Annotated in this window: 18 protein-coding genes, 1 tRNA gene and 2 riboswitches; of the genes, 8 read left to right on the forward strand and 11 right to left on the reverse strand. The window is 64.7% G+C overall.

Features of this window, described 5'->3' with window-relative positions; all coding sequences use genetic code 11:
• Positions 1-6: 6 nt before the first annotated feature.
• Positions 7-693, reverse strand: coding sequence for a hypothetical protein (locus GV035_RS23575; protein WP_236572702.1), 687 nt, complete (start codon positions 691-693; stop codon positions 7-9).
• A 76-nt stretch (positions 694-769) separates the two neighbouring features.
• On the opposite strand from GV035_RS23575, the gene GV035_RS23580 reads away from it, so the two are divergent.
• Positions 770-1,099, forward strand: coding sequence for a hypothetical protein (locus tag GV035_RS23580; protein WP_159837317.1), 330 nt, complete (start codon positions 770-772; stop codon positions 1,097-1,099).
• Between the two features lie 338 nt (positions 1,100-1,437).
• On the opposite strand, the gene GV035_RS23585 is transcribed toward GV035_RS23580, so the two are convergent.
• From GV035_RS23585 to gcvT, 5 genes are all read right to left on the reverse strand, one after another.
• Positions 1,438-2,826 (reverse strand): L-serine ammonia-lyase, encoded by a 1,389-nt coding sequence (locus GV035_RS23585; RefSeq protein WP_159837318.1) that lies wholly within the window; start codon positions 2,824-2,826, stop codon positions 1,438-1,440.
• 21 nt (positions 2,827-2,847) lie between these two features.
• Positions 2,848-3,876 carry an alginate lyase family protein gene (locus GV035_RS23590; protein WP_236572772.1) on the reverse strand — a complete coding sequence of 343 codons (1,029 nt, stop codon included), beginning with the start codon at positions 3,874-3,876 and terminating at the stop codon, positions 2,848-2,850.
• A gap of 204 nt (positions 3,877-4,080) precedes the next feature.
• The gene (gene gcvP / locus GV035_RS23595; RefSeq protein ID WP_159837319.1) at positions 4,081-7,011 is read right to left on the reverse strand and encodes an aminomethyl-transferring glycine dehydrogenase; all 2,931 of its coding nucleotides are present in this window, start codon (positions 7,009-7,011) and stop codon (positions 4,081-4,083) included.
• 53 nt (positions 7,012-7,064) lie between these two features.
• Positions 7,065-7,445 carry a glycine cleavage system protein GcvH gene (gene gcvH, locus GV035_RS23600; protein WP_159837320.1) on the reverse strand — a complete coding sequence of 127 codons (381 nt, stop codon included), beginning with the start codon at positions 7,443-7,445 and terminating at the stop codon, positions 7,065-7,067.
• A 62-nt stretch (positions 7,446-7,507) separates the two neighbouring features.
• Entirely contained in the window at positions 7,508-8,632 is a 1,125-nt protein-coding gene (gene gcvT, locus GV035_RS23605; RefSeq protein ID WP_159837321.1) for a glycine cleavage system aminomethyltransferase GcvT, read from the reverse strand.
• Positions 8,633-8,753: 121 nt separating this feature from the next.
• Positions 8,754-8,884, reverse strand: a riboswitch (glycine riboswitch).
• A 7-nt stretch (positions 8,885-8,891) separates the two neighbouring features.
• Positions 8,892-8,994: riboswitch (glycine riboswitch) on the reverse strand.
• A 174-nt stretch (positions 8,995-9,168) separates the two neighbouring features.
• Here gcvT and GV035_RS23610 point away from each other — a divergent pair.
• Positions 9,169-9,495, forward strand: a complete 327-nt coding sequence (locus GV035_RS23610; RefSeq protein WP_159837322.1) for a hypothetical protein — start codon at positions 9,169-9,171, stop codon at positions 9,493-9,495.
• 3 nt (positions 9,496-9,498) lie between these two features.
• Here the strand turns inward: GV035_RS23610 and GV035_RS23615 are convergent, their stop codons facing one another.
• Positions 9,499-10,542, reverse strand: a complete 1,044-nt coding sequence (locus GV035_RS23615; RefSeq protein WP_159837323.1) for an oxidoreductase — start codon at positions 10,540-10,542, stop codon at positions 9,499-9,501.
• A gap of 221 nt (positions 10,543-10,763) precedes the next feature.
• Here GV035_RS23615 and GV035_RS23620 point away from each other — a divergent pair, with 221 nt between their 5' ends.
• A complete protein-coding gene (locus tag GV035_RS23620; RefSeq protein WP_159837324.1) occupies positions 10,764-12,851 on the forward strand; it encodes a UvrD-helicase domain-containing protein in 2,088 nt (695 codons plus the stop codon).
• 12 nt (positions 12,852-12,863) lie between these two features.
• On the opposite strand, the gene GV035_RS23625 is transcribed toward GV035_RS23620, so the two are convergent.
• The gene (locus GV035_RS23625) at positions 12,864-13,784 is read right to left on the reverse strand and encodes a c-type cytochrome (RefSeq protein ID WP_159837325.1); all 921 of its coding nucleotides are present in this window, start codon (positions 13,782-13,784) and stop codon (positions 12,864-12,866) included.
• Between the two features lie 288 nt (positions 13,785-14,072).
• Between GV035_RS23625 and GV035_RS23630 the strand changes: the two genes are divergently transcribed.
• Both GV035_RS23630 and GV035_RS23635 read left to right on the forward strand, forming a co-directional pair.
• Positions 14,073-14,148 (forward strand) — tRNA-Arg (locus GV035_RS23630).
• A 137-nt stretch (positions 14,149-14,285) separates the two neighbouring features.
• Positions 14,286-15,365, forward strand: a complete 1,080-nt coding sequence (locus GV035_RS23635) for a GGDEF domain-containing protein (protein ID WP_159837326.1) — start codon at positions 14,286-14,288, stop codon at positions 15,363-15,365.
• A 4-nt stretch (positions 15,366-15,369) separates the two neighbouring features.
• Here the strand turns inward: GV035_RS23635 and GV035_RS23640 are convergent, their stop codons facing one another.
• Genes GV035_RS23640 through flhF form a run of 3 tightly spaced genes read right to left on the reverse strand, consistent with a single transcriptional unit; the run spans position 15,370 to position 18,798 of the window.
• Positions 15,370-16,101 carry an RNA polymerase sigma factor FliA gene (locus GV035_RS23640; RefSeq protein WP_159838175.1) on the reverse strand — a complete coding sequence of 244 codons (732 nt, stop codon included), beginning with the start codon at positions 16,099-16,101 and terminating at the stop codon, positions 15,370-15,372.
• Positions 16,102-16,121: 20 nt separating this feature from the next.
• Positions 16,122-17,039, reverse strand: a complete 918-nt coding sequence (locus tag GV035_RS23645) for a MinD/ParA family ATP-binding protein (RefSeq protein WP_159837327.1) — start codon at positions 17,037-17,039, stop codon at positions 16,122-16,124.
• The gene (gene flhF / locus GV035_RS23650; protein WP_159837328.1) at positions 17,032-18,798 is read right to left on the reverse strand and encodes a flagellar biosynthesis protein FlhF; all 1,767 of its coding nucleotides are present in this window, start codon (positions 18,796-18,798) and stop codon (positions 17,032-17,034) included. The genes GV035_RS23645 and flhF overlap by 8 nt, the downstream gene beginning before the upstream one ends.
• A 297-nt stretch (positions 18,799-19,095) precedes the next feature.
• Between flhF and GV035_RS23655 the strand changes: the two genes are divergently transcribed.
• The 3 genes from GV035_RS23655 (at position 19,096) to GV035_RS23665 (ending at position 22,329) form a co-directional block, all read left to right on the forward strand.
• Entirely contained in the window at positions 19,096-20,790 is a 1,695-nt protein-coding gene (locus GV035_RS23655) for a thiamine pyrophosphate-binding protein (RefSeq protein WP_159837329.1), read from the forward strand.
• 373 nt (positions 20,791-21,163) lie between these two features.
• Complete coding sequence (locus GV035_RS23660; protein ID WP_236572703.1) at positions 21,164-21,721, forward strand: PAAR domain-containing protein; 558 nt, start codon at positions 21,164-21,166, stop codon at positions 21,719-21,721.
• Positions 21,721-22,329 carry a T6SS effector amidase Tae4 family protein gene (locus GV035_RS23665; protein ID WP_159837331.1) on the forward strand — a complete coding sequence of 203 codons (609 nt, stop codon included), beginning with the start codon at positions 21,721-21,723 and terminating at the stop codon, positions 22,327-22,329. The genes GV035_RS23660 and GV035_RS23665 overlap by 1 nt, the downstream gene beginning before the upstream one ends.
• Positions 22,330-22,731 lie beyond the last annotated feature (402 nt).

Below are 22,731 nucleotides of genomic sequence, written 5' to 3' on the forward strand. Positions count from 1 at the left end.
TCCGTCTCAATGTAGGACGGACCCGATCAGGCTCCGAAGATTGCGCGCATCGAAAACGACCGTCTTCCACGTGTAGTAGTTCGCGCGCTCGAACTCCGTCTTGCCGACCGCCTGCTGACTTTCCGCGATCGCCAGCACGGAGCCAGGAAGTTTCTCGGCGCGGTATTGCAGGTGAATGAGCTCGCCTTCCAGCAGCCGCTTGGCGGTGGTCGCGGCAATGACGAAGGAAGGCGTCGGCGTCTCGATCACATGGTCGGCGACGAGCCCCCCAGAGATCGGCAATTCGACTTCCGACCAGTGCTCGAGCCCGAACTCAGCGGCGATATCCGCGATCGCGCGGGTGAGCCGCGCTTTGAAATCGCTTGGCGACTGACGCTCGACGCGGGACGTGGCGACCGCGAAAAGCTGCTGGGCTGCCTCCGCCACGCGGAAGACGTAAGGCGCAAGAAGACGCTCATCGGAGGTCGAGGCACGGATGACTTCGTCCTCGCACAGCCGCGCGGGACTCAGTTGCGCGATGTCCTGCGACCAGCGTTCCACGGCGCCCGACTCCACTTCGCCGCCCATCATGCCTGCGTTGAAGCAGGCTTCTCCGTTTTCATCGATCGAATAGCCTTCCTCACACGGGCGAATGCGGATGACCACGTGATCCCCCGTTCCCGGATACTGCAGCGGCGTAACGATTCGATGCACGCCGTTGGTGTCGGCATGCACTTCGAACAACGAGCAGAGGGTTTGTTTGAGCGGGTCCGCTAACACAGTAAGTCGCTTGTCCGTCGTGTTCGTGGGAAAGGGATATGCCTACAGCCTTGCAGAAAAAAACGATCAGGGCGGCACGGTCATCCGCGGCGCGCGGGTCATAGCGTCTGGACAGCTTCAGATTGAGTTCGGGCGCGCCGGGCAACAAGCGATTCGTGTAATCGCTCGAAGCATTGCAGGGCAGCTTGCAGTGCAGACCCTTGTGACTCGGATGGTAATGCAGTTCGAACAGCGGGTACAGATCGCCACGCGGCAATGTGCAGACGAGGTGGCCGTAGAACGAGCGGTCTTCGAGCTGGTCGCCATCGCGCCACAGAAAAAGCACGGCGTGATCGTCTGAAACGGGAATCAGGTCCGTCGCCTGTACGCGGGGCCGGGCCATTCTGTTGAAGGGCTTCGGCCATCGCTGCTTGACCATGGGCCGGAACCTCGGGGCGCGGTTCAGCGTTTTACACGCATCCTTGTGCGCGGCAAGATCCATCGGTTTCAATGCGGTTCTCTCAGGTATTTCTACCGACGCATTGAGCGGCGCGCAGTCATCATGAGACGTGCATTGGAATGCGGTCGATAGATTTCGTTATGACTCTAACGATGCTAACCGCTTCAATCGACGCCGCGCGCTCCGTACAAGGAATGTTGCACTCGCAGGACGAAGCGCCTGCCAGCACGCAGCAAAGCTCAACACTCCACAATATTCACCGCCAACCCGCCGCGCGACGTCTCCTTATATTTCGTCTTCATGTCCGCGCCGGTCTCGCGCATGGTCTTGATGACCGAATCCAGCGACACGTAATGCGATCCGTCGCCGCGCATGGCCATGCGCGCCGCGTTGACCGCCTTGACCGAGCCCATCGCGTTGCGTTCGATGCACGGAATCTGCACCATGCCGCCCACCGGATCGCACGTGAGCCCGAGGTTGTGCTCCATGCCGATTTCCGCCGCGTTCTCCACCTGCGCGGGCGTGCCGCCGAGCACCGCCGCGAGGCCGCCCGCCGCCATCGAGCACGCGACGCCCACTTCGCCCTGGCATCCCACTTCCGCGCCGGATATCGACGCGTTCATCTTGTACAGAATGCCGATGGCCGCCGCCGTCAGCAGAAAATCGATCACGCCTTGCGCGTTCGATCCCGGCACGAAGCGGTCGTAGTAATGCAGCACGGCCGGGATGATGCCCGCCGCGCCGTTCGTCGGCGCCGTCACGACGCGGCCGCCGACCGCGTTTTCTTCGTTTACCGCGATCGCGTACAGGTTGATCCAGTCGATCATCGAAAGCGGATCGCGCAGCGCCTGCTCCGGCTTCCCCGTCAGCGCGCGATAAAGCTGCGGCGCGCGGCGCTTCACCTGAAACGGCCCCGGCAGATGCCCTTCCGCAGCCGGATTGCCGATGCCGCAGCCCCGCGCGACGCAATCCTGCATCACGTCCCAGATGTGCAGCAGGCCCGCGCGGATTTCGTCGGCGCTGCGCCAGACGCACTCGTTCTCCCACATCAGTTGCGCAATGGATTTGCCCGATTCGGCGCACATCTTCAGCAGTTCGTCGCCGGTCTGGAACGGATACGGCAACTGCGCGTGCGCCGTGAGCACCGCCGTGTTCGGCGCGCCCGCCGTCACGACGAAGCCGCCGCCCACCGAAAGATACGTCGCTTCGCGCAGCGACTGCCCGCTGGCATCGAATGCATGCAGTTTCATGCCGTTCGGATGCTCAGGCAGCGCCTGCCGATAGAACGCGATGTTGTCCTTCACCGTGAACGCGATCTCGTGCTTGCCGAGCAGCGCGAGCGTCTTGGTGGCGCGCACGGCGTCCAGCCGCGGCACGATGGTGCTGGCGTCGACGGTATCCGGGGCGTCGCCCATCAGGCCGAGCATGACGCCGCGATCGGTGCCGTGGCCCTTCCCGGTCGCGCCGAGCGAGCCGTACAGCTCGCATTTGACCGATGTCACCGCGTCGAGCAGCGCGTCGCGTTCGAGCCCCTGCGCGAACATGAGCGCGGCGCGCATCGGTCCGACCGTGTGCGAGCTCGAAGGCCCGATGCCGACTTTGAAGAGATCGAAAACGCTGACTGCCATGACTGCTCCTGCAAATGGAAATTACCGCGCCGGCAGCGGCAGACAAACCGCGAGCCAGGCGGGAGGCGTCGGCGCGAGCCGCAGCGCCACCGGCGCGTAGCGGCCGTCGAGACGCGCCGCCAGATAGAAAAGCTCCGCCGCGTTTTTTGGGTCCCATTGGCCCGAGAAGCCCGGCAACCCGGCCTCGCGACGTTTGGCATCGAAAGCGACGCTCGAGTGCACGAACTCGTCGTGCGTCTTCGTGCCGAGCGCGTACGGCGTCAGCCAGTTGAGCGCACCGGCCAGCGTCGCGCCCGTCGGCGCGCGCTCCGGGAGCCAGTTGCGGTTGTGCCGCCGCGCCGCGAGCGCCGCCGTCACGAGCGGCTGCAAGTCGTAGGTCACGTAGTGCAGCGCGTCGCGTTCGGCGAAATCGACCGTCGAACCGTCCGGCGCGATGTTGTCGCCGATATGCTCGACAAAAAGCCGCTGCGCCGCGTCGATGAGCTTGCGGTCATCGATGGTGAACGCGCCCATCGCGATCAGCTTCACGCGATGGCTCTGCCAGTTGTTGCGGTACGTGCCCTTGAGCGGCCGCGGCTGTTTATCGATATCGGCGACGTAGCCGTTCACCAGCCTTGCGATGAACGCGTTCGCCGCGTTGCGCGTCTTCACCGGCAGCGCGCTCGCCGTTAAATCGTAGGCGAGAATCAGCGATTCGAAGTTCGTCTCGTCGATCGGATTGAAGCTCGGCTGATAGGTCGTCGTCCAGGCGAGCAGAAAACGGTCGACGAGGCGCAGATAGCGTTCGTTGCCGGTCGCACGCCAGGCGAGCGCCGCATCGCGCATCAAGTCGAGGTCTTTCTCCGCTTCGACGCTTTCGTCGTGAATGCCTTCGTGCGGCAGCGTGCCTTCGGTGTGCAGCGTGGCGCGCGCCTTCGGTGTGTCGTTCACATGCAACTGCACCATCTTTACCAGCGCTTTCACGCCAGGGTCGGCGTTCGTGCGCTCGCTCGTCTGCATGGCCGGCGCGGCGCAGAAGTTCATCGCGGCATGCGCGGCGGGCGCGGTCATCGCAAGCGTGCAGAAGGCCGACAGCGCCGCCAGCGTTGCGCGTGTCGCCCTGAAGCGGCTCGCCTCGTTCCCCTTTCGCACCTTCGGCGCCATACGCACTCCCTGATTCGCTTCTGTCCGGGGTGAGATGTTAGCCGTTCTCGAACGCACCGCGAAACCGCCCGACAAAGCTTGACGCTTGCGGGCGGCCCGGCGCGTCGTGCGTCACGCGTCCGCGTACTCCGAAACTGGCACGCACGAACACATGAGATTGCGGTCGCCATACGCGTTGTCGGCGCGGCCCACCGGCGACCAGTACTTGCGTGCGAAGAGGGTTTTAACCGGATACGCCGCCTCTTCGCGCGTGTACGCATGGTTCCACGCGTCCGCCGTCACGACCGCAGCCGTATGCGGCGCGTGTTTCAGCACGTTGTCTTCGCGATCGGCGCGGCCTTCTTCGACGGCGCGGATCTCGTTGCGAATGGCGATCATCGCGTCGATGAAGCGGTCCAGCTCTTCCTTCGATTCCGATTCCGTCGGCTCGACCATCAGCGTGCCGGGCACGGGGAAGCTCATGGTCGGCGCGTGGAAACCGTAGTCGATCAGGCGCTTGGCCACGTCCTCCACCGAGATGCCGCTCGTTTCCTTGATCGGCCGGACATCGAGAATGCACTCGTGCGCGACCAGCCCGCCCGGGCCGCTGTACAGCACCGGATAATGCGGCGCGAGACGCTTCGCGACATAGTTCGCGGCGAGAATCGCGCTTTCGGTGGCGGCGGTGAGGCCCTTCGCGCCCATCATCGCGATATACATCCACGAAATCGGCAGAATCGCAGCCGAGCCATACGGCGCCGACGACACCGCACCGATACCTGCTTCGTCGCGTTGATAGCCCGTCGAAGTCTGGTTCGGCAGGAACTTCGCGAGATGCGCGCCGACTGCAACCGGACCGACGCCCGGTCCGCCGCCGCCGTGCGGAATGCAGAACGTCTTGTGCAAGTTCAGATGCGAGACGTCGCCGCCGAACTGGCCGGGCGCGCACAGGCCGACCATCGCATTCATGTTCGCGCCATCGACATAAACCTGTCCGCCGTGCTGATGCACGATGTCGCAAATCTCGCGCACGTTGCGCTCGAACACGCCGTGCGTCGACGGATACGTGATCATGATCGCCGCGAGATTCGCGGAATGCTTCCCGGCCTTGGCCTTCAGGTCTTCGATATCGACGTTGCCGTTCGCATCGCACGCCACGACCACGACCTGCATGCCCGCCATTTGCGCCGACGCCGGGTTCGTGCCGTGCGCGGACGCCGGAATCAGACACACGTTGCGATGCCCTTCGCCGCGCGACTCGTGATACGCGTGAATGATGAGCAGCCCCGCGTACTCGCCCTGCGAACCCGCGTTCGGCTGCAACGACACCGCCGCGTAACCCGTGCACGCGACGAGCATCTGTTCGAGCTGGTCGATCATCGTGCGATAGCCGAGCGTCTGCTCGGCCGGCGCGAACGGATGAATCTGCGCGAACTCGGGCCACGTGACCGGCAGCATTTCCGACGTGGCGTTGAGCTTCATCGTGCAGGAGCCGAGCGGGATCATCGTGCGGTCGAGCGCGAGGTCCTTGTCGGCGAGACTGCGCAAATAGCGCAGCATTTCGTGTTCGGAGTGATGGCGGTTGAAGACCGGATGCGTCAGGTAGTCGCTCGTGCGCTTGAGTCCCGCCGGAAGCGAATCGCTGATCGAGGCGTCGAGCGCGTCGATATCGAACGTCTCGGTTTTGCCCGCCACTTCCGCGAACAGCGCGAAGAGCTTTTGCAGATCGTCGCGCGTGGTGGTTTCGTCGAGCGATACGCCCACTTCGCTCGCACTCACGCGGCGCAGGTTGATATGCGCGGCGGAAGCGGCCTGATGCAGCGCAGTCGTGCTGGCGCCGCTTTCGATCGTGACCGTATCGAAGAACGTTTCGTTGGCGATGCTGTAGCCGAGCTTGGCCACGCCCGCCGCCAAAATCGACGCGATGCGGTTCACCCGCTGCGCGATCGCCTTCAAACCGCGCGGGCCGTGATAGACCGCGTACATGCTCGCCATAATCGCGAGCAGCGCCTGCGCCGTGCAGACATTCGATGTCGCCTTCTCGCGGCGAATATGCTGTTCGCGCGTTTGCAGCGCGAGACGCAGCGCGGCGTTGCCTTGCGCATCGACGGTCACGCCGACGAGACGCCCCGGCATCTGGCGTTTGAACTCGTCGCGCACGGCCATGTACGCCGCGTGCGGACCGCCGAAGCCGACCGGCACGCCGAACCGCTGCGTGTTGCCGATCGCGACATCCGCGCCCCATTCGCCCGGCGGTGTGATGAGCGTGAGCGCCAGCAGATCCGCCGCCGCGACGACATGGCCGCCCGCCGCGTGAACCGCTTCGGCAAGCGCGCGGTAGTCGCGCACGTCGCCGTTTGCGCCGGGATATTGCAGCAGCACGCCGAACGCATTCGCGCTCGCGGCGTCCGCTGCCGGACCGACCTGAACGTCGATGCCCGCCGGCTTCGCGCGCGTCTTCACCACTTCGATGGTTTGCGGCAGCACGTCGTCCGCGACGAAGAACACGTTCGACTTCGGCTTGCCGACGCGTTGCAGCAGCGTCATGGCTTCGGCGGCGGCGGTCGCTTCGTCGAGCAGCGACGCGTTCGACATCGCGAGGCCGGTCAGGTCCATGACCATCTGCTGAAAGTTGAGCAGGGCTTCCAGACGCCCCTGCGAAATCTCGGGCTGATACGGCGTGTAGGCCGTGTACCACGCCGGATTCTCCAGCACGTTGCGCAGGATCACGGCCGGCGTGTGCGTGCCGTAATAGCCCTGACCGATGAACGTTCGAAACACTTGGTTCTCGTCCGCGAGCTTGCGCAGCGCCGCGAGCGCCTCGGCTTCGCTCTTCGGCTGCGTGAACGCGCCGAGCGGCAGCGTTTCCTTGCGGCGGATCGTGTCTGGAATCACCGCGTCGATGAACGCCGCGCGCGACGCGAAACCGAGCGCATCGAGCATCGCGCGCTGGTCGGCCTCGTCGGGGCCGATGTGCCGGCCGGCGAACGCATCGTGGCATTCCAGCGCGGCGAGTGACAGGGAAGTGCGGTTCATCGGGCGATCCGGGTGTTCGAGCTTCATGTGAATTCCTGCGAAAGCGGTTCTCGCTCGAACCGCTCTCGTCTGATAGAGAGTTATTCGCCGATCGACTTGCCGTAGCCTTCGGCGTCGAGCAGTTTTTCGAGGCCCGCGTCGCTCGCGGGCTTGATCTTGAAGAGCCAGCTTTCGTACGGCGCGCCGTTCACCTGATCCGGCGACGACGTCAGCGCGTCATTGGCCGCGACGATTTCGCCTGAAACCGGCGCGTAGATGTCGGAGGCGGCTTTCACCGATTCGATCACCGCGATGGCGTCGCCCGCCGCGACGGACTTGCCCGCCGCCGGCAGCTCGACGAACACGATATCGCCGAGCGCCTCTTGCGCGTGATCGGTAATGCCGACGGTCAGCGTGCCGTCCGACTCGGTGCGGACCCATTCGTGCGATTCGGTGTATTTCAGATCGGCCGGGATGCTCATTGGATGCTCCTTGCGTGGTTCGTTCGTGAGGTTCTTGATCGGAGGAAACGGGCGCGACGGCGTTATGCCAATTCGACGAGCACCTTGCCGTTGCGCACGAACGGAAGTTTTACCACGCGCGCGGGAACTTGCTTGTCGCGGATGACGACCTGCACCGTATCGCCCGGTGCGACGGCAGCCGGGACGCGAGCGAACGCGATCGACTCCTGCATGGACGGCGAAAACGTGCCGCTCGTGATTTCGCCTTCGCCGTGCGGCGTCACGACTTTCTGATGCGCGCGCAGCACGCCGCCCGCACGACCGTTCTCCTTGATGAGCACGAGCCCGACGAAGTTCGCCTTCGATCCGTTCGCCTCCAGCGCCGCGCGGCCAACGAAATCGCGCGGGGTTTTCAGATCGACGGTCCAAGAGAGGCCCGCGTCGAGCGGCGACACGGTTTCGTCCATGTCCTGACCGTAGAGGTTCATACCGGCTTCGAGCCGCAGCGTGTCGCGCGCGCCCAGACCGGCGGGCTTGACGCTTGCCGCGAGAAGCGCGTTCCAGAGCTTTTCGATGTTCGCGGCCGGAACCACGATCTCGAAGCCGTCTTCGCCCGTATAGCCGGTGCGCGCGAGCATCAGTTCGCCGTGTTCGGTGGAAGGGAAGATGACCGCGTTGAACGGCTTGATGGCTTCGGTCTCGGCCCGCGTGTCCGGCAGCACGTTCCAGACCTTTTCGCGTGCGTTCGGCCCTTGCACCGCGATGATGCCGAAATCGCGGCGCGGCGTGATCGTGAGGTTGAAGTTGCCGTCGGCGTTCAGTTGCCCGAACCACGCGATGTCCTTGTCCGCCGTGCTCGCGTTCACGACCACGCGAAAGCGCGTTTCGGAGAAGTAATAGACGATGAGATCGTCGATGACGCCGCCGTCAGCGTTGAGCAGACATGAGTAGAGCGCCTTGCCGGGCGTGGTGAGCTTGTCGACGTTGTTGGCGATCGCGTGGCGGAAGAACGCGCGGACGGCGTCGCCTTCGAAATCGACGACACGCATGTGCGACACGTCGAACATGCCGGCGTCGGTGCGCACGGCGCGATGCTCGTCGATCTGCGAACCGTAGTTGACGGGCATGTCCCAGCCGCCGAAATCGACCATGCGCGCGTTGAGCGCGAGGTGAGCGGCGTGCAGGGGCGTGTGTTGGAGTTCGGTCATCGGGGCCTCGGTTCGCGGAGCAAAAAAGGCCACGCAGCGCGTTCTCGCCTGCGAAGTGCCGCCTTGCTCGCTGCCGGATGCAGCGTGGACAAGGCATCGACTTCGCGATGCGGTTGCGATGCGTGACCCCTCTGTCCTCGGTACCTGAGAGATTGCGCGGATTCGCGAGCGTGTGCTTGCGGGTCCATCGCGCGCCCCTTCGGTGGGCAACTGGCTTCGTGCGTGCCGTTGCCGCTCTCCAGAGTGCGAGGAATGTGTCCTCGACGCGGCCGGTCCTTTTGCCTGAGAGTTTGTGGGTGTGCCCCTTCGGCGGCGCGACTCTCGCTTGCACGAGCAGCCACGCGCTCTCCCGACGCGTGCGGCAGAATTTACGCGAGGGAAAAGGGGTTGTCAAACGGATTTGGGACGGGGGCGATTGCCCGAAACGGCCGGGCGTGATTGGCACGGTTCCGGCCCGTATCCGGCACGATTCGTTACTTTCGCGGTGCGGCCGTCACCTACACTCGGAGCTTCGCCAACGCACTTTTCAATCGATCATGGCTTCAGTCACCATCAACGGCCGGACCGTCACCGGCAGCGCGATTTCCATCCGGGGTAAGCAAGTGACCGTGGACGGCGAAGTCGTCAGCGGCGATGATCTGCCGCGCATCACCATCGAGGTTCATGGCGACGTCGAGCGGATCGACGTTGACAGTTGCGACAAGCTCACCGTGCACGGAAAAGCCGGGGCCGTATCGGTCGTGTCGGGAAACGTCTTCTGCAGCGATGTCGGCGGGTCGGTGCAGACGGTTTCGGGGAATGTCGCCTGCCGGGACGTCGGCGGGAATGTGAGCACGACGTCGGGCACGATCAACCGGCGCTGACATTCACCCCCGCACGAACTCCACCCTTCTCCCCTGCGCCTCACTGCGCATCGCCAGCTCGATCACCGTCATCACATCGACGGCATCCTGCGGCGTCACCGGAAACGGCTTGCCGTCGATCACCGACGCCGCCAGCGCGCGATAGAACTCCACATACGCGCCATCCCGCGTCGCGAACTGATGCCGCAGATCGTGGTCGCCATCGACTTCGCGCAGCAGCCCCGGCGGATTCTTGCCGAATTCCGGATTGCCCGGCCGCATGCCGGAGCGCAACTGATCTTCCTGCACGTCGAGGCCGGTCTTCACGTAGCTGCCGCGCGTGCCGTGAATCGCGAAACGCGGCGGCTCCAGCGCCGCGAGCGCGCTCGCATGCAGAATGACTTCCTTGTCGGCATAGCCGAGCACGAGGTGCACGTAGTCCGGCGCGTGCGCGTGGTCGCGATGCGCCTTGACGAACGCCGTCACCGTCTGCGGCGCACCGAAAAGCGTGAGCGCCTGATCGATCAGATGCGGCCCCAGATCGAACAGCAGACCGCCGCCGCGCGCCGCTTCTTCGCGCCAACGCTGCGGCACTTTCGGACGAAAGCGGTCGAAATGCGATTCGTAATGCGTGATGCGCCCGAGCCGCCCGCTTTCGATCAGCGCGCCCACCGTCAGAAAATCGCCGTCCCAGCGGCGATTGTGGAACGGCGCGAAGAGCAGACCGCGCTCGGCGGCGAGATCGGCGAGCGCGCGGGCATCGCGGGCGGACAGCGTGACCGGCTTGTCGACGACCACATGCTTGCCCGCCGACAGCGCACGGTGCGCAAGGTCGAAGTGCGTGTCGTTCGGCGTGGCGATGACGACGCACGGAACGTCGTCCAGCGCGATGAGCGCATCGAAGTCGGCGACGATGCGCGCATCCGGATAGTCCGCGAGCGCGCGCTCCGCCTGGCTCGTCGCGATGGCGGCGACCTTCGCGCGGCCGCAATGCTCGATGACGGGCGCGTGGAACGTCGCGCCGGCCAGGCCATAGCCCATCAGGCCGACTTTCAGTGCTGAACTCATTGTGGGCATCATCCTGTTCGAATCGAACAGTTATTGTGGCACGCGGCCAATTGGAGGCAACCGGAAAGCGAACGGGGGCCAAAACCCGCCGCGTTCTATCGTGTTAACATCGCGCTCTCGAATTTGCCGCGCGATCAACGGGTTGCGCGGCGGTGTTCGCAGTCTAATCAGGCGCGGCTGGCTCCGTGCGCCGCTCGCCTCACTCTCCAAAGTCCAGAACGATGTCCGCAGGTCTCAACGCCGCGCAAAGCGAAGCGGTGCGCTATCTCGATGGTCCCTGTCTCGTGCTCGCCGGGGCGGGCAGCGGCAAGACGCGCGTCATCACGCAGAAGATCGCGCATCTGATCGAAGGACGCGGCTTCGAGCCGAAGCATATTGCCGCCCTCACCTTCACGAACAAGGCGGCGCTCGAAATGCGCGAGCGCACCGCGAAGCTGCTCGAAGGCAAGACGCTCACGACGCCCGGCAAGGAAGGCCGCAAGGTGCCGGTCAATCAGTTGACCATCTGCACGTTTCACTCGCTCGGCGTGCAGATCATGCGGCAGGAAGCGGAGCACGTCGGCCTGAAGCCGCAGTTTTCGATCATGGATGCCGACGACTGCTTCGGCATGGTCCAGGAGCAGCTCGGCACCACCGACAAGGGCCTGATCCGCAAGATCCAGTCGATCATTTCGCTGTGGAAGAACGCGATGGTCTCGCCCGATCAGGCCGCCGTGCTCGCGAGCAACGAGGACGAGCATCAGGCGGCGATCGTCTATCGCAGCTACGCCGCGACGCTGCACGCCTATCAGGCGCTCGATTTCGACGATCTGATCCTGCGCCCCGCGCAGCTTTTCGCCGCGAACGAGCCGGTGCGCGAGAAGTGGCAGAACCGCCTGCGCTATCTGCTGATCGACGAATATCAGGACACGAACGCCTGCCAGTACGAACTGCTGAAGCTGCTGGCCGGCCCGCGCGCCGCGTTCACGGCGGTCGGCGACGACGATCAGGCCATCTACGGCTGGCGCGGCGCGACGCTCGAAAACCTCGCGCAGTTGAGCAAGGATTTCCCGAAGCTGCATGTGGTGAAGCTGGAGCAGAACTATCGCTCGACGGTGCGGATTCTGACGGCGGCGAACAACGTGATCGCGAACAATCCGAAGCTCTTCGAGAAGAAATTGTGGTCCGAGCACGGCATGGGCGACACCATTACCGTGACCGGCTGCAACGACGAAGAGCACGAGGCGGAGTCCGTCGTATTTCGCCTGTCGGCGCACAAGTTCGAGCGGCGCGCGGCGTTTCGCGATTACGCCATTCTCTATCGCGGCAACTTTCAGGCGCGCAACTTCGAGCAAGTGCTGCGGCGCGAGCGCATTCCGTACGTGCTCTCGGGCGGACAGTCGTTTTTCGATCGCGCGGAGATCAAGGATCTGATCGCGTATCTGCGTCTGATCGCGAATCCCGACGACGACCCCGCGTTCATCCGCGCGATCACGACGCCCCGGCGCGGCGTCGGCAACACGACGCTGGAGGCGCTCGGCGCGTTCGCGGGCGCGGCGAAGGTGTCGCTGTTCGAAGCGGTGTTCATGGGCGGCATCGAGGCGCGGCTGTCGGCGCGGCAAGTCGAACCGTTGCGCACGTTCTGCGAGTGGATACGCCGCCTGTCGGACCGTGCGGGACGCGATCCGGCGACCGAAGTGCTCGACGACATGATGGAAGCGATCCACTACGAAGCGTATCTCTACGATGCCTTCGACGAGCGGCAGGCGCAGTCCAAGTGGCAGAACGTGCTGGAGTTCCTCGAATGGCTGAAGCGCAAGGGCACGAAGCCGGCGGCATTGCCTGAAGCGGAGCAGACCGGCTACGACACCGCCGATGGTCTCGCCGACGAGGGCAAGAACCTGCTCGGCCTGATCCAGACCGTCGCGCTGATGTCCATGCTCGAAGGCAAGGACGAAGACCCTGACGCGGTGCGGCTTTCGACCGTGCATGCGTCGAAGGGGCTCGAATATCCGCACGTGTTTCTGGTCGGCGTGGAAGAAGGGATCATGCCGCATCGCGGCAGCTCGGACGACGACGCGCCTGTCGACGACGCGCGCATCGAGGAAGAGCGCCGGCTCATGTACGTGGCGATCACGCGGGCGCAGCGCAGCCTGCATCTGAACTGGTGCAAGAAGCGAAAGCGCGCGCGCGAGACGGTCGTGTGCGAGCCGTCGCGCTTCATTCCCGAGATGCTGCTCGACGATGCCCCGCCGCCGACGCCGGACGAGGCGCCGCTGTCGCCGAAAGATCGAATGGCGATGCTCAAGGCGATGCTGCAAAAGAACTGAGGTCGCGGCGCCTTACTTCGCTGCGTTCACCATGTAATCGACGGCGGCTTTCACGTCCGCATCCGATGCATTCGATCCACCCTTCGGCGGCATCGCGCCCTTGCCGTGCAGCGCGTAGTTGTAGACGGTGTCCATCGGGTCTTTGAGACGCGGCGCCCAGGCGGCCTTGTCGCCGAACTTCGGCGCGTTGAGCACGCCCGCCGCGTGGCACGCCTGACAGACCTGCTCGTAGAGCGCCTTCCCGGCTTGCGCGCTATCGGCGCTTTGCGCGCCCGCCGCCGGCGCCGATGCCGTCTGCGGCACCGCCGCCAGAGCGGCGACGGCGGCTGCGGCTTGCGCGTTGTCCGTCGAGCTTGCGCCCGCTGCGCCGGAAGCCGCCGCCGGCGCGGAAGCGGAAGCGGATGACGGCGCGGAAGCCGAAGCCGCCGCGCCCGGCGCGGGCTGTGCCGGCTCGGCGAATTTCGCGCCGCCGTTGTTTGCCATGTAGACGACGGCGCGCGCAATTTCGAAGTCGCTGTAGTCGTCGGGGCTGGTGCCGCCGCGCGGGGGCATCGCGCCCTTGCCGTTCAGAGCGTTGTGGACGAGCGTGTCGTAGCCTTCGCCGATGCGCGGCGCCCAAGCGCTGGCATCGCCGAACTTGGGCGCCCCTGCGGTGCCCGTGGCGTGACAGGCCGAGCAGACGGCCTTGAAGACTTCCTCGCCGGTTTTGTAGACGCGCGGCGCGTTGGCGTCGCGGATATCGACCTGGGCGGCGGGCGCAATTCTCTGCTCCACCGATGCATCGAGATTGGTGCCCGCGCCGGTGCGCGTCGTGTTGTCGACGTAGACCGCGAGCAGAACGATGATGGCGACGGGAATGCCGAACCCCGCGATGACCGCCGCGATGAGTTGGCCGGGTGTCTTGATCGGGGCTCCGTGGGGTGCTTCGCTCATGCTTGTCTCGTCTCCCGTTTTTTTAGGTGAGTCGGTTCAGTGACAGCGTGACAGCTACCGCTTCGGCCCTGCGTCGCCGAGGGCACGGTCGATTATAGACCGAACGCTTAACGGAAGGCGCGGGGCGGCGGGGGCCGTAGCGCGGGCGTTTACCCGAATCGTGTGAGGCTTCGCGCGCAGCGTCCAACCCCGCGTGATGGACGGATTCACGGAAACCGGGTATTCTCTCGGATTCGCATGGGCCTTGCAGCCGTCTTCCGGCACCCGCACGCAAGGCTTTCCGCCGAAGCGCCCGTAGCTCAATGGATAGAGTACTGCCCTCCGAAGGCAGGGGTTGCTGGTTCGATCCCAGCCGGGCGCGCCAAAACGCACATCTGTCGCGTCTTCACCAATTCCTCCGCGCTAAAACTCAAGCATCGCATCTGTCCTGCCGTTAACCCTACGGCCGCCCGCGTTCATCACAACCGCGCCGAAAAAACAATACGAATCCAGGGGTCCACCATGCAGCACGCCCACCAGCCGCCACGCTGGCCTCATGCCTTCGCATGGGCGGCGCTTCGGCATCCGGAACGCGAACAAGCCACGCTGCGCGTCGTGCTCGGGGCCGCCGTGCTGCTGGCCTACGCTGGCTACGCGTGGCTCAACCCATCGCGCGATGCGTCGATGGTCGCGCGAATCGTCGCGCTCTATGTGTTCTATGGCGCGGTGACGCTGCTGATCGTCAGCCGCATGGCGTCGCCGTCGAAGAAGCGGCTCGTGGTCACGAGCATCGCGGATCAGGCGTTCGTCGGCGCGGCGCTCGCCGCGGGCGGCGAAGTCGGCCTTCCGCTTCTGTGGGTCGTGTTCTGGTTTCTAATCGGTTCCGGCTGCCGCTACGGCAAGCGCACGCTCGCCGTGTCGTGCGCGACCGCCATCGCGGTGATCGGCGCGCTCACGCTCTGGCAGCCGTGGTGGAACGCGAACCCGTCCGCCGCGCTCGGCCTCGCGCTGAGCGTGCTGGCGGCATCGGTGTATCTGACCGTGCTCGTCGACCGGCTCGGCAATGCAAATCGCGATCTCGCGCGGCAAGCATCGACCGATCCGCTCACGGGTCTCGCGAATCGCTACGCGCTGGAACACATCGTCAATCGCACGATGACCGCCGCGCAGGACACCGTGCTGCTTCTCATCGACCTCGACGGCTTCAAGGAAGTCAACGATAACTACGGCCACGCCGTCGGCGACTTGCTGTTGCAGCAGTTCGCCAACGTGCTCGCCCGCCGCATGCCGAATCGCGACACCGTGGCGCGGCTCGGCGGCGACGAGTTCGTCGTGCTCGCGCATGAGGCGCACAACCGCTCCGCCGTGCTCGCGATCACCGAAGGCATCCACGCGGCGCTCGCGTCGATCACGTCGGTCGAAGGGCGAGCGGTCTCCGTATCGGCGAGCATCGGCGCGTGCATGCTGTCGAGCGCCGCCAACGCGCGTCACGCCGACATCAGCGCCGTGCTGCGCGCCGCCGACCGCGCGATGTATCGCGCGAAAAGTCTCGGCATCGGCAAAACGGTGTTCGCCGAAGCGCGAGACTTCGAAGCCGGCTAGCGCATCACGCCTCGACGCCCGTCCACGCCTGTTCGCGCAGCTTGGAGCGCAGACGCGCGACCGCCTGGCTGTGCAACTGACACACGCGCGATTCGCTCACTTCCATCACCGCGCCGATTTCGCGCAGGTTCAAGCCCTTCTCGTAGTACAGGCTCATCAGAAGCTTCTCGCGTTCCGGCAGCTTGTCGATGGCTTCGATCAACGCGCCGCGCAGGCTGTCGTCGAGCAGCGCGGACAGCGGGTCCGAACGGTCGACGCAATAGCGGTCGAGGAACGGCTCGTCGTCGGCGGAGCGGTCGAAGTCTTCGTAATAGATCAGCTGGCTGCCGTGCAGGTCTTGCAGCATCGACTGATATTCGTCGAGCGGCAAGTTCATGTGCTCGGCGATCTCCGTCTCGCTCGCGGAGCGGCCGAGGTTCTGCTCGACCTTGTGCACCGCCGATTCCACTTCGCGCGAGGTCTTGCGCATGCTGCGCGGCAGCCAGTCGTTGGCGCGCAGCTCGTCGAGCATCGCGCCGCGAATGCGCTGGCTCGCGTAGGTTTCGAATTGCGCGCCCTGATCTTCCTTGTAGCGGCTCGCCGCGTCCAGGAGGCCGATCATGCCGGCCTGAATCAGGTCGTCGAGGTCGACGCTCGCCGGCATCTTGGCGACGAGCTGAAGTCCCAGCCGTCGAACGAGCGGCGCATATTTCGTCAGGACGTCCGACTGAGAGAGTTTGCCTTGGGCGTTGTACATCTGAGTCACCTTGATCTTGATCACATCGACGCCGTACTGGTCAATGCATGACTGGAAAACATCGACGCCATGCGCCCCGTCTCCCGTCCGCCCTTGTCAGCCTCGCCAACCGAAAACCGCGCGTCATTCCGGACCTGCGTCTCGCGCGCAGACGGCGCGGGACGCATCGGCCAATGCAGAAGCTCCGCTGCGATCTGCCGGTAGTCGCGCGCCGCGGCTGTCGCCGGGAACGCTTCCACCGCACAACGCGAGAGCTCCTTCGCCCGAGTGACGCGCGCATCCTCGGACACATACCCTGCCTGCACGAGCGACACGGCCAGATACCGGCTCGCGACGCCCGACAGGTTGTCGAACGCGACCGCCGCGTCAGCCGGGTTCTGCACGTGATTGACAAGCACGCGGAACTGGCCGATCGCATGGGCGTAGTGCAGACGCTTGATGCACGCGTACGCCTCGGTGATCGCGGACGCGGCTACCCGCGTCACGATAAGAAAGTCATGCGCCTGCGCCGCGAGCGACGAGAGCGCGCCGTATCGATCGAGCTGCGCGTCGATTAGCACGATGTCCGCCGGACCGTCGAGCAGCGCGCGGCACTGCGCGGCGTCGTGGCTGATGCGCTCGTCGCGTGGCGCGGCGATCAGCGAGAAGCCGAACGGCGTGCGCGTCACCGCGTCCTGCAGCGCCTCGCGGCCCGACATCACCGCGGCGAGCGCGCCCGCGCCCGACAACCCGGCCATGCGCGTCACCGATGCCGCGTTCTGCCGCTCGTCGATCACGAGCACATCCTTGCCATGCACGGACAGCGCGGCGCCCAGATTCACGACCGCCGACGTGCAGCCGATTCCCGCCGGTCCGCCCGCGACCGCCACCACGCGCGAACCGGCGCGCGTGAGCAGCCTTCTCAGGCCCTCAGCCTGGTCGAGCACGAACTTATCCAAAGCGGACCTCATGCAGTTCGGTGGTGGCGCGCGCGGACAATGCGGACAGCAGGGCCGGCACTTCGTCGTCCTGCGGCACGAACGGCGAACCGTCGCGCGGAATGCAGAACGCGCTCTTGATCAGAAAACGCTTGGTGGCGACGTACAGGTTCTCCGGCACCTTCTGCCCGGTCGAGACGTAATGCACCGGCAGCTTGTAGCGGATGACGGTATCGAGCACGCCGCCGAGATTGGTCGCTTCGTCGAGCTTGGTCAGGATGCAGCCCGCGAGCGGCGGCTGATCGGCTGCGCTCTTGTACGCCTGCACCACTTCGTTGAGCGTGTCGCCGTGGCTCGTCGCGTTGAGCAGCAACAGACGCTGCACCGGATGACCCGCGCCGCAGAGCATCGAAATCTGGTCGGACACCATGCGATCGCGCTGGCTCATGCCGATGGTGTCGATCAGCACGATGTGCTTGTTACGCAGTTCGGAGAGCGCAAGTTGCAGGTCGGCGGCGTCCTTCACCGCGTGGACCGAGACGCCGAGAATCTTGCCGAAGATGCGCAGTTGCTCGTGCGCGCCGATCCGGTAGCTATCGGTCGTGAGCAGCGCGACCTTGCTTGCGCCGAAGCGCATCACGCAGCGCGCGGCGAGCTTCGCGGTGGTCGTGGTCTTGCCGACGCCCGTCGGGCCCATCAGCGCGAACACGCCGCCGCGTTCCATCAGCGCGTCTTCGCTCGCCATGACCGGCAGATTCGATTCGAGCACCTGCTGCACCCATTCCATCGCGTGCTCGGCACTCTCCATCTCGGGCATGTTGTCGACGACCATGCGCACGAGCTGCGCCGAGAAACCGGCCGCGAACAGGCGCTTGGTCAGCCCGGCGTTGCCCGGGCTGCGGCGCTGGCGCTCGCCCCACAGCAAACCGGAGAAGTGCTCCTCCATCATCTCGCGCATCGACGAAAGCTCGTGCATCACCGTTTCGTTGACGACTTGCTCCATGCGTGCGCGGATCGCTTCCGTCACGACGGCCGCCGCGTTCGCGGGCAGGCCCTCGATCGCATTGTCAGGCGACGCCTCGGCTTGCGGCGCGCCCCCGTTGATCTTGTGCGCGGCGCGGCGCGCGGCGACTTGCGCGGCTTCGCGCGCCCAGTCGGGCGTGTCGATCTTCGCCTGCGCGGGCTGGCGCATCGCGAAGTTGCCCGATTCGGGCTTGTCGGCGTGCTTGTCGATGCGCTTGTCGGCGGCCTTCTCGGCAGATGCCTTGGGCGACACCGGCACGCCAAGACCGCGAGCGATCGCGGCGGATGCCGTCAGCGGACGGTTCGACGGCATCGCGGACTGCTCGGCGATGCGGCGCGCATGCTGGATCAGCCACGGGTTGGACTCGGCCATCGTGCGCGGCGCCTCGTCGGCATAGGCATCGCGCGGGGCGTCGTGGTCGCCGGCATCCGCGTCCGCTTCCGGATTCGCGCCGAAGACCGACGAAAACACGTCGCCGCTCGCGTACGGATTCGCGGCAACCGATTGCTTCGCGGCCACGGCTGCGGCGGCTTGCGCGAGCGCGGCGCGCGGCGTGGCGCTCGGGAACGCGGCGGGCGCCTGATCGTGCGCCGCCGGCGAAATGGATGCGATGTCGCGGTCCGCCACGCCGACGATCTCGACGGAACCATCGTCCAGCGTGCGATTCGACAACACGACGGCATCGGGGCCGAGGGCTTCACGAACCTGGCGCAGTGCGTCGCGGCTGTTCGCGCCAATGAATTTACGAATGTTCAAACTTGCCCCCGATGAGGTATGAGACTGCGATCTTTGCGAGGCGGGCGCTGCCGGATGTCCGGTGCGTCCGCTTTTCAGTGAAGCCATTATTGCGAAGAAGCCCTTTGGCCTATTGCTGGATAAAGGGTGGGAAAGAGGGGTATTTCGACTGATGGACGACGCCCGGGCGATCCGGCGGCGGGAACCGGGAAAAGATTCCGCTTCTCAGCGGACAACCGGCAGCCGGGCAGCGTAAGCTGTGAGGCCGAACGCCCAACGCCCGGCTTCGCCCGGAACAACAACAGGAGACTTGACCGCATGACCTCCGACGTTTCCCCCGCTCAGTCGCACCAGACCACCGGCGCGCGTCTTGTCGTGGATGCGCTCGTGCATCACGGCGTCGAGCGCGTGTTTTGCGTGCCGGGCGAGAGCTTTCTCGCCGTCCTCGATTCACTGCACGACGAAACCGCGCAGATCCAGACCATCGTGTGCCGCCACGAGGCGGGCGCGGCGAACATGGCCGAAGCCGTCGGCAAGCTGACCGGCCGTCCGGGCGTCGCCATCGTGACGCGCGGGCCGGGCGCGACGCACGCGTCGATCGGCGTGCACACCGCGTATCAGGACTCGACGCCGATGATCCTGCTCATCGGCCAATGCGCGCGCGACCATATGGATCGCGAGGCGTTTCAGGAGATCGACTATCGCCGCATGTTCGGGCAGATGGCGAAGTGGGTCGCGCAGATCGACGATCCGCGCCGCGTACCCGAGTATCTGAGTCACGCGTTCCATGTGGCGATGGCGGGTCGGCCGGGGCCAGTCGTGCTCGCGTTGCCCGAGGACATGCTGACGGAATCGTGCGAAGCCGTGCCGCCCGCGCCGCATTACCAGCGCGTCGCGGCGGCGCCCTCGGCCGCGCAGGTGGAGCGGCTGCGCGATCTGCTTTCGAACGCGAAGAAGCCGTTCGTGATCGCGGGCGGCAGCGGCTGGACGCAAGAAGCCACGCAGGACTTCGCCCGCTTCATCGAGCGATGGAAGCTGCCGGCGGGCTGCGCGTTCCGCTTCCAGGACACGTTGAATAACGAGCATCCCAATTACGCGGGCGATGTCGGCCTCGGCATCAATCCGGCGCTCGCCGCCCGCGTGGGCGACGCCGACGTGCTCTTCGTGCTCGGCCCCCGCATGGGCGAATCGACGACGGGCGGCTACACGCTGCTCGACATCCCGAAGACGAAGCAGACGCTCATTCACGTGCATCAGGGCGCGGAGGAACTGGGGCGCGTCTACAGCGCCGATTTGCCGATCGTTTCGGGCATGCCCGAAATCGCCGCGATGCTGGCTGCGCTGGAACCGCCCGCCGAAGTCTCCTGGGCCGGAAGCGCCGAAGCCGCGCACGCCGCGTATCTCGACTGGCGCAAGCCCCGGCCGATGCTCGGCGATGTCCAGCTCGGCGAAATCATGCGTACGCTGTCGGAGCGCCTGCCCGCCGACGCGATTCTCACGAACGGCGCGGGCAACTACGCGACGTGGCTGCATCGGCATTACGCGTACCGGCACTTCCGCTCACAGGTTGCGCCGACGAGCGGCGCGATGGGGTACGGCGTGCCGGCCGCGATCGCGGCGAAGTCGCTTTATCCCGAGCGCACGGTGATCGCGTTCGCGGGCGACGGCTGTTTCATGATGGCGAGCCACGAGATCGCGACGGCCATGCAATATGGATTGGCGGCGATTTTCGTCGTGGTGAACAACGCACAGTACGGCACGATCCGCATGCATCAGGAGCGGCATTATCCGCATCGTGTGCATGGCACGGGGCTCACGAATCCGGATTTCGTCGCGTATGCGCGGGCGTTCGGCGCGCACGGGGAGTTGGTGGAGGCGACGGATGAGTTCATGCCGGCGTTCGAGCGCGCGGTGAGTTCGGGGCTTCCGGCGGTTATCGAGATTCGGATTCCGCAGGATCAGAGCACGCCGGGGGCGACGTTGGAGCAGGTTCGGGAGCAGGGGAGGAAGTGAGGTGTCGCTTCCTGACTAAGCGAGTTGAGCGTCATGGCCCGGGGCGTCGGACGCCCTTTTGAATCAATACGGCAGGGCGGCCAGTTCTTTGACTGGCCGCCTTTCTTGCGCACACGCGCGCCGGTTCAATGCCCACGTTTGGCGAAATTACAACTCTGCGACCGAAAGAACTCGGACTAACGCTTCTGCCGTGAGGCGATTCAACGGGCATCGTCAAAGTTTGTAATTTCAACGATTCCTTTGCTTTCGTCGCAATGCGACTTTTTGTTTGCTTTGTACGCTGACAGATGGCGCTTCGCATGCGGTTCTAATCAGCGAGCCGCTATCCGATGCCAACAATTAAGCATAACGAAACCAATACGAGAGGCCGCTCATGATGCGACGAATGGCAGTAGTTGGCGACAAGCTAAATAACGGCGGGGAAATCTGCCGTCAATCTGGAATGACGTTCACCATGGGCGATGGGGGACATCAGGCGGCGCTCATTGATGGGGCAGCGTACTGTCCGGTCTGCAAAACTACCGGCTTTATAACCAGAGTCGGTGGTCTACGTCGTATGACGCTTGGCAACGGTGAAATTGCGCTAGATCGCGACGCGGTGATATGCGGCTGTCCCGAGCATCCTCATATCGTGGCGAAACTCGCGGGAGAAGCGTGGTACGACGATCTGGCCGAGATTCTCGGGACGATTCGTTCGGAAAAGGCAGCCGGGATCGATAGCGCGTCGATGAAGAAAGGACCGTTTGACGAGTGCGTACACGCTTTGAACGTGCCAGAGGGCTACCCGTACTTGATCCTTAAAGCAGACGGACAAATCACGTGCGGCCGGACAGATAGCACCTGCCGTTTGCCTCGCATTTACACGGAGGACGCGGAACCTTACGAAATTCACTGGGGCGACGAAGCGTTGAGCCATAAGGATTGGAAGTAATGCCGAACGAGAAGACCATCGTCCAGACCAATCGGATTCCCGGCTCGGAAAAACTGTTGAATCTAAGGGTAGTCTCGTTCTCTGAACTATGGGCGGCCTATCCGAAATCTGCGCCCTGCGTTGATCCGGCAACCGGGAAGGCCGCGTTCGAAGACGAATGCGCGATTCGGTTCGGAGCATGTCTCTCAGGAGTCGGCATTATGAACAAATCATTCAGGGGAGAAACGTGCTGGTTCCACGGTCATCCCCGGAGCCATATGCTTCGCGCAAAGGAAGTGGCGCAATGGCTGCGCTTACGACCATTCGCCGGGTGCCCGATGCCGGAGACAATTACCGGTGAGAAATGGAAAGACAGAATCAAAGGACGTACCGGCATAGCGTTTTTCGGCAGCTATTGGCGGCGTTGGCTGAAAGAGAAGCAACCGAGCGGCGACCACATAGACCTGTGGGACGGACAGCGCCTTACGCCGAGCACAGAAACTACCTTGCGGTTCAGCCTGGGCATCTCGCACGTGTGGAACCCTCTTTCGGCCATCGGTATCGGTCCCGAGAATTTTTACTCCGACCTGTCACAGGCAAAGACAATTCTCTTCTGGGAGATAAAGTGAAGCGCGCGTTTCTCTTAGCCGGACTGTTCGTCCTTGGTGCGGTCGTGGCCGGACTAACGAGCTTGTATCTCGTACTGCCGGACTCTGCTACACCGTGCGGTGATGAGTGCGGCGGCCGGGCGCTGGCGACGGCACTCGAAAGTGCGCTAGGTGGCGCGCTCTTCTTTCTGTTCGCTGGCATTTGCCTGATGCGCCGTCGGGCACGCGATCGAAGCTAAGAAAAACAACCTGGTGGCGGCGGCCACATCGTGAACGAGCTCGTCGCTCGCCGTAGCGCGAAGGTCCGGACCGAACCGCAAGAGACAGTCTTCGCCCGTGCGGATGACGCGGCTCTTCAAAGACGGGTCTGTCCAACGCAAACAGCCCGGCGCGCACTACGCGCGCCGGGCCGTTCACATGAAC

Source organism: Burkholderia sp. 8Y, from assembly GCF_902506145.1.
In the GTDB taxonomy this organism is placed as follows: domain Bacteria; phylum Pseudomonadota; class Gammaproteobacteria; order Burkholderiales; family Burkholderiaceae; genus Caballeronia.